This window comes from Bacillus cereus group sp. N21, from assembly GCF_016483395.1.
Classification (GTDB): Bacteria; Bacillota; Bacilli; order Bacillales; family Bacillaceae_G; genus Bacillus_A; species Bacillus_A pseudomycoides.
On record NZ_JAEHBX010000073.1, the window covers coordinates 1 to 20,609 of the forward strand.

Consider the following 20,609-nt stretch of genomic DNA (forward strand, 5'->3'; position numbering starts at 1 on the left):
ATAACATCAGGCTGATAATGTTTCCACTTGAATACATGTTCCTTTGCCATACCGATCACACCTTTTCTAGAGTAATAGGATCAGTATGTCCAGGTGTTAGAGATTACTTACACGTATATTAAAGTTTTTGCACCAGAACCGCTGCTTGTTTATCTCTTGATTTACTTAGATAAAAATCAATGGTATTCCCTTCTGAATCAACGGCACGATATACATACATCCATTGCCCTTTCACTTTAATATAAGTTTCATCGACTCTCCATGAATCATTTGTTGTTTTAAGATGATGTCGTACTTTCTCTTCTAATTGAGGTCCATATTGATGAACCCATCGCATAATCGTTGTGTGAGCCATGGATAAGCCTCGTTCCTCCATCATTTCCACCAGGTTACGGAAGCTCAAATTGTACCGTAGGTACCATCTTACTGTTAATAAGATTAGTTCCGGCTGGTAATGCTTCCATTTGAACAAATTTTCCTTTTCCATATCGATCACACACCTTTTTCTAGAGTAATACTATCAGTATGTCCAAGGTTAGGAGATTACTTGCATGTATCTTGAATTTCTTGCACCGGAACCCTCATGTACTTGTTCCATCGGAACCCATTCTCAAGGTGTCTTCGCCATGTACACATTTAATCCCACTACAATTTTACTTGTCTCTGATTACGTTCTATTTTTAGATTTTTCTTTTTCTGTGATTTTCGCTCGTCGTTTTTGAAGTTGTTTTTCAGTTAATCGATTAACAATGACGCATGCAAACAGTTGTTGTTTATCACCAATATAAGTATTTTTTAATTCAAATGTTTCTCCAGGCTGTAATTGTTTCAAAATCTGTTCGAGAAGTTCTCCTAGGCAAAGCTGGATAAAAAAGCCTTGATTCACCATAATACGTTTTTGTTACTTTAAGTACATCTGTTCCGATTGCTCTTAGAAATCCCTATTACGTCTCCAACAACAGCCAGTTTCACTTTCAAAGGATCTAATCCCCGCATAACACAAGCACAACTGGCGAAAAATGAACAAAGATCGATACAGAATATCATTCGATTCATGCATTTTGAGTAATTGGACATCATTTCATCCCCCCAAAAACAAAACATACAATCTCGTTATAAACACATAATTTAGGTCTATTCAATCCCTTAGTAAATAAGTGTTTTTTATTTTTGATACGAATTATGGTACATGAAATTATAAAATGTTATATTCTTAACTAATTGAACGTGAAGTGGTGCAATTAGAAGAAAAGGCACTCATTAAGATGCCTTTTCTTCTTTGGAAATAATCTTTTCATAATTAGTTTACATTCCAGCATCTTTATTATAAAAAACTAAATGAGCCATACAATAAAAGTTGCATGGCTCATTTAAAACTCTTTTTATAGGGATTGCAGCATTTCTTATTTCAAACCGAAATTACGTGACAATTCTTCATCATGAGAAGTAACAGCTTCCGCAATTCTTGAAAGTTGAACATTAATCTTATGTAATAATTGTTAGAAGTTTTCTATTTTTGGTCTTAGTTTGTTAATTTGTCTCAAATATTTTAACGTTGTAAATCCGCATTTTCCTGACGTTACCCCGTTTTATATCTTTAAATTAACATCACCTAAAGCAATAGGTTATAGTTAAAAATAACGTCAAAATAACACTTATCAATAGTATAACTACGAAACTAAGTGATATTACAGAATTAAAAATTAATGTAAGCCCCCATAAGCAACCTATGGAAACAACAACTCCAATTATTACTACCACTAGTATTATATCTAAATGTTTATTTTTCACAATAACTCTAATAATAAAATCTAATACAATAGAAGTTGTAATAATCATTAAGCTCAATAGTACTAAATTATTCTGATTGTAAGGTTGTATATGCCCTGGTAAAAGTAAATTGATGACACGTAATATAAAACCTATGACTGTTATTGCAACAATGGTAAGGATGAGTCTTTCTATCAACGCATAAACTATTACTCTTATTAGTGGACGTCCTTTTTGAATAGATGTAAAAATCCCTTCTAACACGCTGAGTATATAGATAATTAGAATCCAAAAATTCAGATACATGGGTGTATTTAGAGTAATTATATCCCAACCAATTTGAATCATCTCTCGAAGCATATAAAAATCCTTTCTTTAATGTTATTTTATTAAAAATGCACTTTCCCAGGTACAATTAGGATTAATAGTGGAAAGAAGTGATAATAAAATACCTGTAGTTCCTTCAATTAATCCTACTTTTGTATAATTTTGTATTTCTTTATGACTTGAATTAAACTCAGAGTCATAAAAATTTAAAGGCGCTAGTGTATCAAAAGTTTCCAAAAGTTTATAAACCAATTCATTTCTATGTATTTCTAAATCTACATCTCCTGATACTCTCCACATTTCCTGTGTTAATGACAATAGACCTGCATATCCATGACAAAACGTAGATGAATAGATTCCCCACGTCTCAGGCGAACGTTGGAAAGTAGATTTACATAGAGACAAAGCTTCAAGTTTTAAATCATTTCTATTTAGAGTTTCCCCAGCCAACCATAAAACTCGAGCAACTCCTGGTGAACCATAACACCAAGCATCTCTATGTTGAAAACCTCCTGTATATGAATCTGCTAAATAATCTTCTAAACTAATAACATTTGGTATGAATTTCACACCTTTTTCTTCTTGAATCCAACCTATAAGCCATGTAGCGATTTTCTCAATTGCTTCGTGATGATTAGAGACTGTTATTTTATGCTGGCTAGCAATTGATAAGAAAGATAAAATCCCAGATACTCCGTGTGATAATCCGCAATTAAAGATTCCATTAGGATGAAGTTTTTTTTCACTTTCTAAAAATAAGTTATCTTTGGATAGGTACCAGGAAGGTATTAGAAAATTATTTATTTGTTTATTTTCACTAAGTTTCACTATATATTCTAGTATTTGTTTTAAAGCTATCTCAATTTCGGGTTCATTTGAAAACAATAGTAATGAACGTCCAATTCCAGTCCATCCACTTATAACATCATAATCCTCCATTTTTGCTCCATCTTTTGTCCTCATGAATGAATCCTGTAACATAGTAGGATAAACCTCTAAAAAGAATTCTTTTAATTGTGTTAAAAAATTTTGATACCTAGTTCCGGATCTGGAACATGCATTTATTCCCATCATAATACCAGTTAACCCATTAAACAAGGATAAAGAGTTTATTGAACCAGTTTGTAAATTATTTTGTATACGTTTTAAATATTCAAGTGCAGCTAAGTCCCAATCTCCTTCTGGGTTTATACGATCTAATTCGCCTAATAGTAAACAGATACCTGGATACCCAGAACCAAGGGAATTACTATAAAGTTCTCTTGAATCTGGATCTATATTTTCCATCATAAGCTGTTCAATTTTATCAATATCTTTAAATTTTTCAGCAGTAGAAAGAACAATATTCCATATACGTTCTTTCAGTTGCTGATCTTGTATAAGAAAAGAATTTTGTAATTTAACCATTGTTTACCTCCGGTATAGTTATTTATAAAAAAGTAATTTTTCCTAATTAGTTTGTAATTCTACATTATTACTTAGAAATGCTTCTGCTTGCATATTGTATAATTCAGCATAAATACCACATTCCTTAATTAAGCTATCATGATTACCAAATTCCTTAATTTCACCGTCTTCCATTACAATAATTTTATCTGCATATCGGACAGACGAATATCGATGTGAAATAAATATTCCAATACGATCTTCAACAAGTTGTTTAAAACGATTAAATACATCTTTTTCAGCTTCTGGATCCAGGGCTGCACTTGGTTCATCCAAAATATATATATCAGCATCTCGCACAAATGCTCTAGCAATAGCAATCCTCTGCCATTGTCCGCCTGACAATTGGTAACCGTCATCAAACCATTTACCCAGTTGTGTATCCAATTGTTTTGGTAACTGCTTGACTAGCGAAGAAATACCAGCATTCTCAGCTGCGTTATATAAAGATATATCGTCTTGTAAAAATTTTGTATCTCCAAACCCTATATTATCTCTAGCTGATAGTTCAAAATGCACAAAATCTTGAAAGACAGCTCCTATTTTACTGGTATAATCTAATGGTTCAATTTCAGTAAGCTTTCGTCCATTTACTAATATTTCTCCACTATAATTCGTATATAATTGTAATAGACATTTTACTAATGTAGACTTTCCAGAACCATTTTTTCCTATTATCGCTACAGTTTCACCTTTTTTTAAAGAGATATTTATATTACGTAAAGCTCTTTTGTCTGTATTAGGATAAGTAAATGTTAGATTACAAATATCAATGGTATTAATTTTCTCATTGAACGCTGTAGGAATATTAGCAAGGTTCGATTGTTTCTTCTGTTCCTCCGGCAAATCTAAAAAAGTAAATAATTGTTGTAAATATAAATTATTTTGACAAAAAGATAATATAGCCCTTACAATACCTTGAGACGCAGAAAGCGTATTGGTACAAGCTTGAATTAATCCCACTACATTACCGATTAAAATTTGCTTTGTAAAAGCTGAGAGTGCAATTAAAAAAATTATACATCCCATTAAAAGTTGATTTATAAGTTGAAATACAAAAGAAAGTCTCAGTCGTCTTCTAGCCAATTCCTTATCTTGATTTAAAAAATATTTATTAATTTTTTGATAACGACTTATTAGGTGCTTACCTAGCTGAAACAATTTAATTTCTTTAAATGTTGTATCTTTTGTTGTTAGAAACGATAAATACCATGATTCCCTCTCTCGATGTGCCCGATCATAGTGTACTTTGAATTCTAATTGCGCCAAGCGTAAAAACCAATAGAAAAAAATAACTGGTGTGAAAATTAGAACACTTGCAACCCAAGCATTCCATGTAAACACAATTATTACGGTAGAAACAAGTGTAATACACCCACTATATAAAGTAGTAATTCCACCTAAAATTTGATATGGCCGATAACTAGCCTCAGATTGCGCTCTTTTTAATAGATTTTGAACTTCCGAATCTTCAAATTGGCTTAATGATAAGGATGTAGACTTATTCATTAAATTTTCATTAATTCGAATAACTAACATAGATTCAAATACAGTATTAATATAATCTTCAATTGTACTCAAAATCTCATTAAATAAACCAATTCCTACAAGGATTAAAATTGCTATAGTAATCGGTTCAAAATTACTTTCATTTTGCGAGAGAGCCACGGTATTAATTAGTTTTTGAGTTGCAAGTAACATAGCTGCTGGTATAAAACCTTGTAAACCATTAATAAATAGAACTAGTATAAAAAAAGCAGGATGGGTTTTCCATAACAAATGGAAAACCCTTGGTAAAAACTTAAAAGATCTAAATACTTGTGATATATTTAATTGTTCATCTTCTTTTATCATATTATGCATGAGCAATTTCCCTCGTATAACGTAAGTTTCTTAAAGTATGGTACGCTAAAGTCATAATTTTATCTTCTCTTTCTCGGTCAATACCAACTAAACGATTTAAATGTAAATGAATTACACTAGCAACAATATCATTGAAATCATTACTTAAATTGTCTGCTAATTTAACTTGATTAATTGCTGCTAGGTATTCCATGGTGGTTTCATTTCTTAATTTCAATAGTCTGTATAGTGATTCCCCTTCTGGAACTGATCGAAGTGTTTGCCAATCATCCTGTGAATTTCCATATTTCATATACGTATTTCTATTTTTTCGGAACTCCTTTAAGTGCTTTTTATAATCCACATAACGTTCTAACCATGCTAATTGTTCTTCAAATGATAAATTAAATCCTTCTAAATAATGTATGGTACTAACCACACCAAATAACTCAGTACTTACTTCTGGTGTATCTGTTTTTTTCCATTTTAACCATTCTAAAACGATATTACTATCAGTGTAAAATAGCTTTTCTGCATGCCCTATTAAGGCATTTCCACCATATCTCTCTATTTCTGGGTCATATGCATCTATTACCAATCTATTTAATAATCCTTTAATTTTTAAATCATTGGTCCAAGTAATTATTTCTGGGATACCTTGATGTATAAGCAAATCAGGATCTCCATGAAAGCGTAGTCGAATGTGAGGCTCAGGATCTGAATAGCGCATAAAGAATAAATAGTCTGCCCAATTTTTATCCTTACAATTTTCAATCCATGGTTTCAATTCTTCACTTAAGAATTCTTCTTCTCTCTCACTCATTCCATAAAGCTTTATAAATAACCAATCACTCCCTAGGAATTTTACTCTTTGTTGATACGGAATGTAGGCATTTCTTCTTATATAGTTATTATCTAGCGATATTTGTGAAGTTGATTTTGAAACTTCTTGTTTACGTACTAATGGAAATACACCTTCCATGATATATTTACCATCTGAACCTTCTACCCAATGAGCATCTATATCTCCCTCAATTTCAATTAATTTTAACGCTCGATCTTTTCCAACTTTATCTAACTCTTGTTTTACAATCTCAAGATGTAAAGGATTATTTAGATCTAGTAATAATCGGTTATCAAATTCTACTAAATAAATATATTGAGGAACATTCCAATTTTTTTGCCATTCTTTGAATGCATGAGTCCATTCTGTAAAACTATTATTATTTACATTTAAAAAATCATGTTTTAACAACCACCTAGCAGGTGACAAAATGACTTTACCTAATCTAATTCTTGGTAGCATAGGAGAATCTTCTAATTTACCAAAATTAATTTTTGACCAGGATCCCTCTCGCTCTTGAATAATATCACTCAGAAAACGAAATATACTTGGCCCTAACTGAGTGTTCAACATATGACTTGTGGTTGGTATAATTTCTCTATCTAATTTTTTAGAGTAGATATAAAAATGATTATGGGCTGCTCCAATATATAAGTCTGAAAGTGGAATAACATGAGATTCATCTTTAGAGGCCATAGTTCCTATTGCAATTTCATATGGTTTAACACTTCCTGTTGTTGCAATATTAGCTGTACGACCCTTGTTAGGTAAATAAACTAATTCGGCATGGATTGCTTCTTTATAAAACAAATTATTTTCCTGTTGCACTTTTTTTAATTCGCTTCTCAAAGAATCGTCATCACTGAATAAATCCATGAAACGACCAAATGTTTGCCCAACAGCATTTGAACCAGGATTTGGGCTCAAAGTTAATTGATAGTTACCTGCATCAATTTCCTCAGAACTGTTAGAAGCTAATGTAAAATATAGTTCCATAGACGACGCTTTGATATGTTGAACTTTTTTATTGGAATCCCTAAGCTTTGCAAGCTTCTCATCGGTTAGATTAATTTCGTGTTCTCTATTATAAATTGCCTCCAATGCCCAACTTGTAATTAACTTTTGCTGATTACTTTCTTCACCATGTATAGGGTGATATAAACCATTCCTATGAGATGATTCATATGTGGCTGGTACACCTAATCCCATATCTCTATCTAGTAATTCTAACAATGGTACCTCTTGATAAACGCCATATTTTTCTATAAAGGCATTTCGATATTCAGTAAGAGGTGAATAACTATTTTGTAAACTAATCTCCCAAAATAGATTAGCTACACTCTCAATTTCATTTTTTATGTTTTTATTAAGATTAATTTCATTATTATCTCCAAGTGCTAGATCCACTTGTATGTTACTTGTTGTATTCTCTACTAATTTACTCATTTTTGAATTAATATGATTATATAATTTTTCCCCTTTACCAATACTGGTGCTATTGTAATCGCTTATTAAATTAGAAATTTCCCCCAGACTTTTTTTGAACTCATCTATTCCTTCTATGGAGGATATTGTGTTCATCAAATAGTCGAATGTTGATGTATTAACTAAAGGAGGTCGTAATTCAGTTAATAAGATTTCTTGAGTTATTAATGTCTTAAGAAACTCCTCTATTACAACTAAAGGCACATCCTCATACTTTTTTTGCAGTTGAAGCTGTAGCTGAGAAAACGTAATAGAGTTTTGAGTCAATTTTTTTACTTCTTCAAGGGCATCTGAAAAACGCACATTAACACTTTCAATTTCTTCTGCCTCATTAGATTGTTTCCCTAGCATAGTATGATATGACAATTTAAGACGATCGCCATGTATATATGTAGCTTGGTTAAAGAAAACTTTAACCTGATTAATAACCATTGGATTGCTCTCTAACAATTTTATTATCTCATATAACCATTCCATATCTGGACGCACTCTTTTTTTAAATTGATTGTAGTTTGTTAATTTCACCTTAGTATGAGTAGCAAAATCACCTTTTGATACTCCCGCAAATAACCCATAGGGAGTTGGACGTGTCATCATACGTATTAAAAAACGTATAAAGCTGAATAATGCTTGTTTCTTTTTCTTACTGTCCTTTTCTTCTTGAATATGTGGTAGAGACTTACATAAGCTTGGACTAGCTACTGCAATGGCTTCCCTAATTAAAGGATCTTCTATTAACTTAACAATTTTTTTGTTTATATTTTCTAATTTTTCAACATCTGATTTCCCATCCGGATTAAATACTTCTAAATATTTATTAATTGGCAGTAATGGGGTCCTTAACATAAAAAAGTCTTGGCATTCAAATTGTAAATTTGAATGTGTATTTGAATTTGACAATTAATATCACCTCGATTAAGTTTATTGTTTAATTTAAAAGACAAATAGAAGTCTGACTGTTTTTTATTTTCTCTATTAGTATAATATTCTTTTTATTACAAAAAAAGTATTGACTTTTTTTGGATATAAAGGTAAATTTATGAGGTGGAATATTCCATATAATGGATTATTAAGAAAATTCATTTTTTGTTATTACTGCAAATAAATACATTTATTACAAAAAAGTATTGACTTGTGGAAAAAAATGGTTTTAAATTTAGTAGACGGAATATTCCGATAAAAAATATTTGGAGGAATTAACATGGAAAAAATTAAAGCTTTTGATCTTGATGTGAATTTAAAAACTAAGGCTGCTGCTGGTGATGTATCACCTCAAACTTGGACAACAATTGGCCAAACAATCAAACAATCTATTAAAAATTGCAAAACTTTCACTTGTGGTTGCTCACTTGTGTCTTGTTCTAACTGTAACTAATTTCTAAATACATTTAGAAATTAATTATCTTTCAACGTTGAAGATATCCTATTTTCATAATATTAAACAAGCACCTCGTTTATAAAATTAAAAACGAGGTGCTTGTTTTCTGATTAATCTACTAATTAAAATATTTCACAGGAGTATAGTTAATGAATTTTTCTAAAAAACTTTTTCTTATGTTTATGTTAGCATTTGTATTTAGCAGTATTACGGATATTAATTCTGCTGCTGCAGATAGCAGAGGTAATTCTATATTTATTATATTAAAGAACACAAATTCAACAAATACGATAAAAGAAGCCGTACACCAAGAGTTTAAAAATGTAAAAATAGAACAGATACCTGAAATTGGTACTATTAATTTAAAAATGAATAATGATTTGAATACGAAAAAAATAATAGATTTCATAAAAGAAAAATTCCCAAATGATATTGAGGATTACGGAACAAACACCTATGTAACACCTGTATCTGAAAACACTAATAATACTCGTATTCATAAAACACAAGAGCATATGAGTTTATCATCAAATGCTCTTAGTACTCAAGAACAATTCTATCAAAATTTCACATGGCATATCTCTAATGTAACTAATAACTATAAATCGTATGACATACAAAAGGGAAATAAAAATATTTTAATAGGTTTAATTGATAGCGGAGTGGATATTACACATCCAGATTTACAAAGAAGTATAGATGTAACCAAAGGAAAATCATTTGTTACAGGTGATCCAACACTTGAAGATAAACTAGGGCACGGTACACAAGTTGCTGGAATTATAGCAGCACAAGGAAATATAAAAGGGATTGCTCCAAATACTACAATCATACCTTATAAAGTTTTTGGTACAGGAGATGGAGAATCTGATTGGGTAGTTAAAGCAATTATTCAAGCAGTTAAAGATGATAATGATATTATTAATTTAAGCTTAGGTACTTTCAAATCTATTAATAATAAATCAGACAAGGCAACTATTAAACTATATAAAAAGGCAATCCAATATGCTCAAAAAAATGGAGTATTAGTTATTGCTTCAGCTGGAAATGATAGTATTGATTTAAGTCACCCTCAAAAAATCGAAGAAAATGGTAATACTACTTCAAAAATTCAAATTCCAGCGAGTTTTACTAGTCCTATCATAGTATCTTCTACGGAAAAAAGTGGTAAGTTTGCTCGCTATTCAAATTATGGACAAACAATAGATTTTTCTGCACCTACAGGATACTTCGGAAAAAAATTCGATACTGAACAAGAACTTGATATACAAGAGATGATTTTAGTAACACATCCTGTTACACTAAATAATACTGAGCTAGATCAAGCTGTTGGAATCCCTAAAGGGTATTCATTATCCTTAGGAACCAGTTTAGCAGCGCCACAAGTATCTGCGACCGCAGCACTCATTATCTCAAGATATAAAGAAATTCATCACAAGAAACCGTCTATACAACAAATTAATTATTTTTTACAAAGAGGGGCGAAAGATTTAGGTCCTAAGGGAAAAGATATTTACTTTGGTTATGGTCAAATTAATACATATCAAAGTTTAGTTCATATAAGATAAGCAATGGGACTCTATTGTACAAACCTAACTTATTATATTACTCAGATGCCGTTTGGCATCTTTTTTCGGTTCTGTTGCAAAGTTTCTAAAACGAAGCTATACTCTAGAAAAAGGGAACAATTCCAAGTTTAGGTATTTTTTGTTGTCTACAATAGCAATATTTCCGTTTGTTTGTTTGCTTGGTTGTGTATGATTTAACTTTATTCTTTTTAGAATTGAAACGTGGCATATCATTCTGTTTCTTGAAAAAACGTGAAAAAGCATCTGCGAGACTTTTCAATGTTGATCGAAGAGCAATACTATCGACTTCTTTTAACCCAATCGTATCCTGTTGCTTCTTTAATTGAGTTAGCTCAGCAGAGTAAGAAAACAATTAAATACAAATCGACTGCAACCGATGGTTTTAGCAATTCATATTTCCTGTTCCTTATTTGGATAGATACGAAATTTATATGCCTTATTTACTAACATGAGTTGCACCTCACTTTTTAAATTTTTGAGGAGGGAATCTTCTGTCGGAACATGATAAAGAAATTACTAAAATATTCCTTTATAATATAAAATCATGGATAAAATATGAAAATTTGCATATTTTATCCATGATTTCATTAATGTGGTAAGGTAATACAGAAAACATTTTCGGAATTTTTTCACAATTATCAATTAGATATTTTTCACATAATAATGGATAACATCCGTATTTTGAATTTGACTATTAATCTATAACAATTAATATAAAAAAGACAAAAGAAAAAGAAGTTATTTCATACTTTGGCCGGTACAGAACAACTCCCAATGAATTAAAACGCTTCCTATAAATTTTGTTTTATAAACTTATTACATATAGTGTACATTTTCCATAGCGAATTTTCAAGAGGTGTAGTTTCTTATAACTAAAAATAGAAAAAATGCTTTTTCTTTTTGTCTTTAAAAGGAGAGAAAATATCATGAGTAATATAATTAAAAGACGTCATACAAATCAATATGCTCAGATACACAATAACCCATTACAAAATGACTTAATTGATTTACGAGCAATTGGGCTCCTTTCTCACCTTATGAGTTTACCAAGTGATTGGATAATTTATAAAACACAATTATATAAAAAGTTTAGTAGAAAAAATATAGATGCAGCTTGGAAAGAACTTGCAAGTAAAAACTATATAATTGGTTTTAATTGTTACATAAATGGAAAAAAACAATCCTTTTATAATGTTTCAGATATTCCATTCATTTCCGAAGAATTTTCCGCGTTCATTCTAGAATCAATATCGGAACTAATAAATTCGGGATCTTCCGTCAAATCTTTGAGCTTAATGAATGGCGGAACCCTTGATATCCCTCAAGATTTAACTGATGTACTAAATGTACATCAGTCGAAAGTTCTAAAAAAAATTACTACTGTACCGACAGTACAGTACTCTCAGTACTGTACTGTCGGTACAGCTACAAAAACAATATATACAAAAGAAAAAATAACAAATATTGATGATGAAGATATACCGAACGTTTTACATTCAGATACAAAGGATATTCAAAATTCAAAAATTATTAATGCAACACAAATGAATACTGTATATACACCATCTTTATCTGATGACGATATTTTATGGATTACCAATAAAGTTCGAGATATTTTTAAAGGTAAAATACAAAAGAGATCATTTGATTCTGTATTAAAAAAATGTATTAATAACTATAAAAAAGGTACTGTACCAAATTATGAAAATTACTTAATTACATCCATAGAAAATAAGATAACAGATCTTGAACTTCGAAGAAAACAAGAGAAAAAATTATTAGATTTAATCCCTAAATCTAAACAAAAGAACAAGAAAACAAATAGACAAGAGATGATTCCTGAATGGCTACATAAGCAAAAAAATGAATACCCAAATGCAGTTGAAATACAACAACATTCAGAGAAGGATATAGAAACAGAGCGCCAACAGTTATTAAAAGAATTACAAAAGTATCAACGATAACAAAAAAATGAAAAATAGCAAAATTTCGACTAGCTTAATTTTCATTGAACAAAACATAATATTCTAGCCTTCAATTGATAAAAAGCTAAACCCCCTTGGTATATAAGGGGGTTTAGCTTTTTATTTTATAGGAATATCCTTTGCAACAAGATGCAATTATATTTTAGCGTATTCGCATCTTGTAGCTATTATTATGTATGCCATATTCCATAAAATAATTACAAAAAATCTCTTATTCTCTTTATCTATTTTTATTCTATGCACCATTCAAGGTGAAGGTGTATAAATTTAATTGAAAGTGTCCAAAATAAAAGTTAAATAGGGTATGAGAAAGGAAGGCACTTTCATGAAAGGAAATAAAAAAAATCGTACGAAATTAGGAAAGTGGTTAGACCGTAACGGCATAGAGCAACAAGAATTAGAACAAGCAACCGGTGTGAGCCGTAATACAATTTCAAGGTTATGTAATAATAAATCTCACACACCAAGCTTCCCAGTTATCCAAAAAATCTTTCGAGCTATTAAAAAGTAGACAGAAACGCTAAAATAACTGATTTTTGGGACATGTAAAAAGCACAAGGATTACCGTTCATCTTGTGCTTTTACATTCATAATACTTCTCTCAATAAGAATGTACGAACATATGCAGTATACTTCATTCCGTAGCTTTCTAATTTCTTTTCACGATAATCTGATATTGTAAAAAATAATATGTTGGGTGTTAGGCCCCTTTGCTTTATATATATCTTTGTAATCAAACTATAATATTGTATCTTTTCTTCATTTACCTTCATGTGTTGCAGTCTATCAATCTCAACAAAATGAGGTACTTGATCTATTACATAATAAACATCTGGTACGATTGTTTTTTCTTCATCTTGGTATCTAAATTTTATAACTTGCTCTGTTTTCCAATCGGGAAAACCAAGCCACATCCAAGCTTCATTTCTTAAAAGAATATGTTCAAGTTGGTGTTTCTTTTTGCGTTCCTCTGGATTTAATCCTAAAAGAGCAAGACCTTTCTTATTGAGATAATATATATTCCCGATTATGCGAAGTGATATGACAATATTGCCGTAGATCCTTCAGAACACGATTTTCGTTCCTTATACTACCTAGACTATGGATAGCTTGTAATTGCCTTCTAGAGGCTAATTCTAACCTATTTAAACTGGATAAAATCTCTATCTGTCTGGTTTTCTGTTTGAGCGTCTGGTGCCTCATGATGTTTAATCACCTCGTATTCTCGTAAAAGCTGTCTCATTATTTCATCAGAAAGGTACGGTACTTGCAGCTCATGAATCCGATCAGTTTTGAATAATGCTCTCCCTGGTAAAGAGGGTAAATCCTCCAATCCCGGTTCATCTAAACCAACTTGTGAAGCTACTGTAGTTGGTAAACGAAACCCTAACTTTGCATCACTCATTTGTTTTACAACAGAAGGTACGGAGGTTACAGTTGGGTATTGAGTAGCTAGTATCAAACGTACACCTAATGCTCCACCAATTCTTGAGATGTGACTGAGCATATACTGACACTCTTCAAGCATTCTATTCACGTTTTTAGGTAGACCTTTAGCTGGTGCCAAAACAGCACCCTCATCCACGATAACAAAAAAACGATCTTTTTCTTTTGTTTGGACAATATTCTTCATTCTGTTTTCCTTCATAAATTTTCCTCTCTGATGCATCAATGCCATAACCTTAACTAATACTTCATGTGCCTTCTCAGGGCTATCAGCAACTTCTATAACTTGCTTTAAATCCTGATATTCGGTAAATTCTAATCCTTCTTCTTTAAGGTCGATTATAAAAAAATGAGTATGATTTGGATTTGACTTGATAAGGGTAGTGACGAGTACTTTCAGAAACACTGTTTTTCCCATTCTTGTTAAACCACCCATAAGTAAATGAGGTGTTTGATCGAAATCATGATATAAAGTTTTATCTAACGTTTTTCCAATTGCAACCTCCCAAGTGCCAGGACGTATTAGATCTTCAGTCCACTTCCATATCTTTGGAATATCCTCTTCAAATACCTGAACATAAAGAAAAGGAGACTCATAATGATTCTGTTGCAAAGTTTTCTAAATGAAGCTACACTCTAGAAAAAAGAATGAGGATAATCACAAGTTCGATATTTTAAAGGGAAACAGTTCAAGAAAGCTATTATATTGGTAGCCGTTGGCTATTACTGTCGTTTTTCTTTAAGCTATCGCGATGTATCTGAGATTCTACAAGAACGAGGAATTTCCGTTCACCCTACGACAATCATGCGTTGGGTTCATGAAGCGACTTGTCAATACTTTTGGAGAACCAACGGTTCTTACTACAGACAAGGCTCCATCCTTGCTTTGTGCGTTCAAAAAACTGAAAAAGAACGGCTTTTATGCGCGTACGAAACATTGTACCATCAAGCATCTCAATAACCTGATTGAACAGGATCATCGACATGTAAAACGGCGCTTTGTCAAATCTTCGTCATGCTTCACGTACTATAAAAGGTATCGAGACCATTCATGCCTTATATAAACAAAGGCGAAGTCTGCAAAGAGACTCCGCCTTTTCAACATACAATGAACTTCAACAATTACTAGCTACTTCCTAAACCTTGTTCCTCATTTACCAACCTGTTTATGCTTTTTCAAACTTTGCAACAGAACCACTTTTTGTATTTTAACAATAGACATTGTAATCAATCCTTAATTAATAAATTTCATATTCATCTAATATATCTTTCAGTTCAAACCAATCATCATCTGAAAAAACATTATTGAGTTTGGATAACTTAAATTTCACTTTCTGTGCAAAAATAAAAATACTATCAGCCAATTTTATTAATTGGTCATCTTCTAACTTATATAGCGTATCACCATATAAATATTGCCATACATATTCTGTTACTTCTTTATCTTGTTCAGGCGAATTTTCAATACACTCTATAATATAAACAAAATCTCCTTTTATCTTCTCGTACACTTCTTCTAATACTAATTTTTTTGGTATCTCTATTTGATTTTCCGATAGTGATTTAATTAATTTTTCCTTCTGTTTTTTACTCAAGTTATCGCTATTAAACTTGGTTTTCAAATCAAGTAATCGGTCATATTCTGTATTGATTAATTTTATGATTTTCTTCTGATTAACCCTAAGGAAATCAATATCATTATCAGTGTAAATTCCATCTGTATTGATCCTTCTAATTAGGCTATTTATATTCTTACCAATGTAATTTATTTCTTTAGTTAAATCTCTATAAGCCTTCATATCCACTTCAAGTTTGAAATGTGATTTTGCGCTATCAATAAGAAAAGCTGAAACATTTTTATAGCCTAATTCGATTGCTTTATTTTTTATATAATCTTTTTCCTCATGTTCTAAAGACATTTGTAAATATGTTGTTCTTCTTTTAGCCATAATACACACTCCTTTTTTAAAACAATCGAGCGAAGCGACAACAAATAAATAAGTGATTTTGCAAAAAATCGCTTATTTATATTTGTAAAGGTCGTAGGAATCTCCTACCAGGTCAAAAACTACGTTTTTGGGGTTTGTCATGACAAACCCGTAGCTTGCCCATTTGCTAAAACCTCGATATTTTCTTCTCAAAATTATACCCTCTTTCCTAGTTTCATGGAATAATATGTTAAATATTTCATGAGGAGGTTGGCATGTAAGTGATGACTATAGATGATAACACAAAGATCGCAATGGAAGTCGTAGCATAAACCTTTAAATTATCGAAGCAGGCCTTATTATATTGTTTTAAAATCATTGACAAAGTTACTGGAAAATAAAGAACAATCTTCAAAAGATTATATTCTTGATGAAAACACCAAAGTTGGGAAACAAAAAATCAACGAGCTTATTAAAAAGAATGATAAAGATGGTGGTGTAATTGCTTTAGATGAAAATTTAACTAAGCAGCAATTACGTGATTATCAAAAAGAATTTAAAAAATTATCTGATGTTCTTGATAAAATAAAGAAATAGACTTAGGCGTATTAGCACTTGGTAAAATAAAAATTGAAAACTTGATTGTTATTAGATAAAAAAAGGGAGCTCTATGGGATTATTCCATAAATTTTTGGGAAACAAAAAAAGATGAACAAGCAGAAAATTAAAACTCTCTCGAAAAAATGAGAAAGCTGATTGACAAAACAAAAGAAGACGAACCGAAAGAAAGTGAAAATAAAAATATTAGATTAGGGATTTCTATCAACCTCACATCAAACTACGACGAAGGAAGTATTACAATTTCTTCTTCTCCTATTAACGTATCTACTGGAAGTACTGCGACTGATTTTTATGTATATGAATGGTGATATGAAAGATGAAGAGTTTAATACATATAAAGAAGTTATAGATAAAACTATTAAGCAGGTTAATGAATCCGTTTTTATTTTCCGTAAAATATAATAATATGTATTGGGCGCCCAATACATATTATTAAAAGTAAAGTGGTTCAAGTCAGAGGAAGGCACCTTAGGATGTCTTTTCTTTATAAAAAAATCCCCACACATTGTGCAGGGATAAAACATTACCATACTTCAACAATATTAGAATTTATTACAGTTCCTTCTTCTAAATAACTATACTGAAGATCATTTAATACCATTCTATAAAATTCTTTATCTGAAATATATGGAGAGTTTAAATCAAACATATGCACATACTTCCTCAATTTTCATCGAAAAAATAATATCTTCTTTAATTTGCTTATCATACTTTTTAAAAGATATTCCTTAGGTCCTCAAGCTTCAGAAATTGCAGGTAAAAAAGTAAGCTGCTGTTCCGCTTACTTTTTTACCATTATCATTAATAAAATTTTCATCATACATTAATAACACTCCTAACAAATAATATATCTATTATGACACTGGTTTTTCCACAAAAAGTAAAAAAAGAATTCCCTTAAACTAGTATAATTTCACGTACTATATTTGATTGACTAAACCAAATTCTACAATAGAGCATATTTTAACCATTAGTCCCCTTATCCACTAAGTAAGCCAATGGTAATTTCCTTATTTATTCCTCTATCTTAGCTAGTGGTATTTCAAATTAGTATAAAACCGTATATTTTTCATCTATTCCTGGTAATTTGTCTTGACTGAAGGTTTTGAGGGTTTTTATCATGTGGGAAGGGTTAAGGAAAATGGCTGGAAGACAGATTTATCCCCTACTCTGAAAGATCACAAAAAAAGTAATCAATCAAAATAGGTAGGATAAGCGTCTTTGTTTTCACCATGCGGTCACTTGTAAGGTATCCGTATGTATAGACCCTATTCACTTAACAGTTTTCACCGTACACGACCCCTGCCTAAGACTTGTCCACTACACAAAGCCACCCCTGTGCGACAAGTTGATCGTGTTCCCTAGCACCGTAATGCTAATGGCTACCACCCGAACCTTTTAAGGTAGTTCTCACCTACCCTCACCGAATGAATAGGAATCCAGTGAGGGGTGCTGTTCTTGTAGGCGTATACTCTGTACCCCCTGCACGACTAACAGCAAGCCACGCCGTAACACGTTCCCACTAAATGTATGGCAGCACGGAATCACGGCTTATCAGTTTTTATTAACGTGGTTTCAGGCAATTCCACGTTGAATAGAAAACAAAAAAGACATCTCCAATTCCTAAATAACCTGTACATTCACAAGACTTCTAGGTTTAGAGATGCCCTTTATATATCTTTTGGACTACAAAATAATCAATTCTAGCATTTACTAGTTGAATTTTAGCCAAATCATAGATAAAATGGGTATATCAAAATAAGCCTCGGTGAAAAGGCATTTGTTGAAGATAGTGGTGGTACACTACTTAAACCTAAACCCTGTGAGTCAATACAGGTTATATCTAGTAAGTGTTGGTAGCAATTACTAGAATTGAGTCATTCCTGCTAAAGGTTGGTAGCCGATAGCAAATGGGAGTGGCTTTTTTATTTTCCTTTCATATTCAATTGTTTTTACTTTTGTTCTATCGATCTTCATTTATTTAAAATATCAAAATATGTTTTGTTTTGTAGAATGATGCTTGTTGTGTATTACGTTACAACAAGCTTTTTTGTTTGTAAATAAAGAAATGACAACTTAAAACTACGCATAAGTAGAAAAGTAGAACTACGAAAAAGTAGAAAAGTATACTTTTCTACTTGACTTTCAAATTTGGTATACCTATTCTAACTTACGCATAAGTAGAAAAGTAGACTTCAAACCCCATATTTATAATTCATTCCTCCTTGGAAACTTCAATTAACCCTTAATTACCAGTACATAGAGAAATCAATCATAAACTACGCATAGGTAGAAATGTATACTTTATCACCTGAAAAATAACCCATTCTATAAATTACGTATAAGTAGAAAAGTAGAAAAGTATACAAAAAAAAAATACGCTTAAGTATACTTTTCTACTCTTTCGTTAAATTCGTTAAAAAAACATAAACTTTTCTACGGTATACTGTTGCGAATATTGTATGTAGATGTTACATTTTACTCAAAGGTATACTTATTCGGAGTTTTATGGAGGAATGTCGAAAATGACTAGACAAGCAACTACATACGTAATTGGTAACTTTAAAGGTGGAGTTGGAAAAACAAAAACAGCTACAATGTTGGCTTATGAAGCTGCCACAGTATTTAATGAAAAATGTCTTTTAGTGGATATGGATCCTCAGGGTAACGCTACAAGAGTCCTTGCTAAAACAGGTGACATTGAACAAATTGATAAGTCTATTACGGATGCATTTCTAAATCAAAATTTAGAGAATGAAATTATTCCAGTAATTGAGAATTTGGACATTGTTCCATCTAATACTTCATTTAGAAAACTATCAAAAATCCTCTTTGATATGTTCCCAGAGGATGAACTTGCACAAATTACATATTTAAAAAAATTACTAGAACCATTAAAAGATAAATATGATCGTATTTACATTGATGTACCACCAACAATCAGTGACTACTCAGATAACGCTATGATAGCAGCCGATTATTGTATCATCGTTCTACAAACACAAGAATTATCTTTAGAAGGTGCTCAAACATATATCGCCTATATGCAGTTCTTAGCAGAAACATATGATGCAGACCTACAAGTTTTAGGTATTATTCCAATGATGTTACATCAAGGAAAACGAGTGGATAATAAAGTATTACAACAAGCTCAGGAAATGTATGGTGGGAACGTTCTAGATACAATTGTGAGATATCAAGAGCGTCTAAAAGTGTACGACATTGAAGGAATTCATAAAAATGTTAACGTTAGCGGCAATATTGATATGTGGGATGAAAAAGCTCATCAACTATTCATCGATGTTCTTAGCGAACTTAATGAACATGAAAACTATTTTGCTACTATTAATGCTTAAGGAGGAGGCTCATAATGTCTAAAGCACCATTTCAACCTATAGTCACAAAACCTGGAAACACTTTAAATGACAAAGGTGTACAGATAAAAGGAACAAACGATTTCGGCCGTAATAATGAGCCTGTTAAGAAAAAGGTTATGACTCCTATCATTAATAAAGGGAAAATACCTGTTCCTGAGAAACCAGATCAGCGTTTAGTTCCATCTAAAACTGCTAAAATTTCACCAGCTGTTTTATTAAAGCTAAATACTCTTAAACCGTTTATAAAAGAACAAGAAAGCATGGATAAGGCATCGATTAACAGTATTATTGATATGCTTCTTGAAAGCTACGTAAATACTAAGCTAACAACTCGACAGTCTGAAGGATACAAAGGGATGTACAAACACCTTTATGAGATGTTAGAGAAGAAATAAAACTAAAAGAAATTTTTCCTGTCTGCACAATGTTTTTTAGCATTTTCCATCCTACTATTATTGGAGATGAATTTCATGAGATTAATTACAAGAAATGGGGTTCTGGTGCAAAAACCATTTGATAGAGATATAGAACCTACATGGCCTATTCAATGACAGATTATGATGCAATTCCA

At 31.4% G+C, this 20,609-nt stretch carries 13 protein-coding genes and 7 pseudogenes; 9 read left to right on the forward strand and 11 right to left on the reverse strand.

The genetic code is table 11. The annotated features are described in order from the left end of the window. Positions 1-139: 139 nt before the first annotated feature. The 7 genes and pseudogenes from JDS96_RS25640 to JDS96_RS25660 form a co-directional block, all read right to left on the reverse strand. A pseudogene (locus tag JDS96_RS25640) lies at positions 140-487 on the reverse strand (IS6 family transposase); the annotation flags it as partial. A gap of 126 nt (positions 488-613) precedes the next feature. Further along, positions 614-844: pseudogene (locus JDS96_RS25645) on the reverse strand (IS4 family transposase); the annotation flags it as partial. 101 nt (positions 845-945) lie between these two features. After that, positions 946-1,077 (reverse strand): annotated as a pseudogene (locus tag JDS96_RS32475) (Y-family DNA polymerase); the annotation flags it as partial. Positions 1,078-1,403: 326 nt separating this feature from the next. Beyond that, positions 1,404-1,541, reverse strand: a pseudogene (locus JDS96_RS32480) (WXG100 family type VII secretion target); the annotation flags it as partial. 610 nt (positions 1,542-2,151) lie between these two features. Beyond that, positions 2,152-3,504 (reverse strand): lanthionine synthetase C family protein, encoded by a 1,353-nt coding sequence (locus JDS96_RS25650; RefSeq protein ID WP_199668460.1) that lies wholly within the window; start codon positions 3,502-3,504, stop codon positions 2,152-2,154. Positions 3,505-3,546: 42 nt separating this feature from the next. Next, positions 3,547-5,406, reverse strand: coding sequence for an ABC transporter ATP-binding protein (locus tag JDS96_RS25655; protein ID WP_199668461.1), 1,860 nt, complete (start codon positions 5,404-5,406; stop codon positions 3,547-3,549). Then, positions 5,399-8,614 carry a lantibiotic dehydratase gene (locus JDS96_RS25660; protein ID WP_199668462.1) on the reverse strand — a complete coding sequence of 1,072 codons (3,216 nt, stop codon included), beginning with the start codon at positions 8,612-8,614 and terminating at the stop codon, positions 5,399-5,401. The genes JDS96_RS25655 and JDS96_RS25660 overlap by 8 nt, the downstream gene beginning before the upstream one ends. A gap of 301 nt (positions 8,615-8,915) precedes the next feature. Between JDS96_RS25660 and JDS96_RS25665 the strand changes: the two genes are divergently transcribed. Next, positions 8,916-9,089 carry an FDLD family class I lanthipeptide gene (locus JDS96_RS25665; protein ID WP_199668463.1) on the forward strand — a complete coding sequence of 58 codons (174 nt, stop codon included), beginning with the start codon at positions 8,916-8,918 and terminating at the stop codon, positions 9,087-9,089. A gap of 152 nt (positions 9,090-9,241) precedes the next feature. Further along, complete coding sequence (locus JDS96_RS25670) at positions 9,242-10,660, forward strand: S8 family serine peptidase (RefSeq protein WP_199668464.1); 1,419 nt, start codon at positions 9,242-9,244, stop codon at positions 10,658-10,660. Between the two features lie 109 nt (positions 10,661-10,769). Here the strand turns inward: JDS96_RS25670 and JDS96_RS25675 are convergent. Continuing rightward, positions 10,770-11,131, reverse strand: a pseudogene (locus tag JDS96_RS25675) (helix-turn-helix domain-containing protein); the annotation flags it as partial. 476 nt (positions 11,132-11,607) lie between these two features. Here JDS96_RS25675 and JDS96_RS25680 point away from each other — a divergent pair. Both JDS96_RS25680 and JDS96_RS25685 read left to right on the forward strand, forming a co-directional pair. Further along, entirely contained in the window at positions 11,608-12,645 is a 1,038-nt protein-coding gene (locus JDS96_RS25680) for a hypothetical protein (RefSeq protein WP_199668465.1), read from the forward strand. A gap of 346 nt (positions 12,646-12,991) precedes the next feature. Beyond that, positions 12,992-13,177: a helix-turn-helix domain-containing protein gene (locus tag JDS96_RS25685; RefSeq protein ID WP_199668466.1), complete on the forward strand. Its 186-nt coding sequence runs from the start codon at positions 12,992-12,994 to the stop codon at positions 13,175-13,177. A 76-nt stretch (positions 13,178-13,253) separates the two neighbouring features. Here JDS96_RS25685 and JDS96_RS25690 read toward each other — a convergent pair. Together JDS96_RS25690 and JDS96_RS25695 are read right to left on the reverse strand one after the other, a co-directional pair. Beyond that, positions 13,254-13,869 (reverse strand): annotated as a pseudogene (locus JDS96_RS25690) (replication-relaxation family protein). Next, complete coding sequence (locus JDS96_RS25695) at positions 13,808-14,725, reverse strand: FtsK/SpoIIIE domain-containing protein (RefSeq protein ID WP_199668467.1); 918 nt, start codon at positions 14,723-14,725, stop codon at positions 13,808-13,810. Before JDS96_RS25695 ends, JDS96_RS25690 begins: the two are co-directional and overlap by 62 nt. A gap of 87 nt (positions 14,726-14,812) precedes the next feature. Between JDS96_RS25695 and JDS96_RS25700 the strand changes: the two are divergent. Further along, a pseudogene (locus JDS96_RS25700) lies at positions 14,813-15,252 on the forward strand (DDE-type integrase/transposase/recombinase). A 98-nt stretch (positions 15,253-15,350) separates the two neighbouring features. Here the strand turns inward: JDS96_RS25700 and JDS96_RS25705 are convergent. Then, on the reverse strand, positions 15,351-16,061 hold the full coding sequence (locus JDS96_RS25705; protein WP_199668468.1) for a hypothetical protein: 711 nt from the start codon (positions 16,059-16,061) through the stop codon (positions 15,351-15,353). 357 nt (positions 16,062-16,418) lie between these two features. Here JDS96_RS25705 and JDS96_RS25710 point away from each other — a divergent pair, with 357 nt between their 5' ends. From JDS96_RS25710 to JDS96_RS25725, 4 genes are all read left to right on the forward strand, one after another. Beyond that, positions 16,419-16,637 (forward strand): hypothetical protein, encoded by a 219-nt coding sequence (locus JDS96_RS25710; RefSeq protein WP_242479995.1) that lies wholly within the window; start codon positions 16,419-16,421, stop codon positions 16,635-16,637. A gap of 146 nt (positions 16,638-16,783) precedes the next feature. Further along, positions 16,784-16,969, forward strand: a complete 186-nt coding sequence (locus tag JDS96_RS25715; RefSeq protein ID WP_242479996.1) for a hypothetical protein — start codon at positions 16,784-16,786, stop codon at positions 16,967-16,969. A 2,217-nt stretch (positions 16,970-19,186) separates the two neighbouring features. Further along, complete coding sequence (locus tag JDS96_RS25720) at positions 19,187-20,017, forward strand: ParA family protein (protein WP_000198083.1); 831 nt, start codon at positions 19,187-19,189, stop codon at positions 20,015-20,017. A 14-nt stretch (positions 20,018-20,031) separates the two neighbouring features. Next, on the forward strand, positions 20,032-20,433 hold the full coding sequence (locus JDS96_RS25725; protein WP_199668469.1) for a hypothetical protein: 402 nt from the start codon (positions 20,032-20,034) through the stop codon (positions 20,431-20,433). Positions 20,434-20,609: the final 176 nt, after the last annotated feature.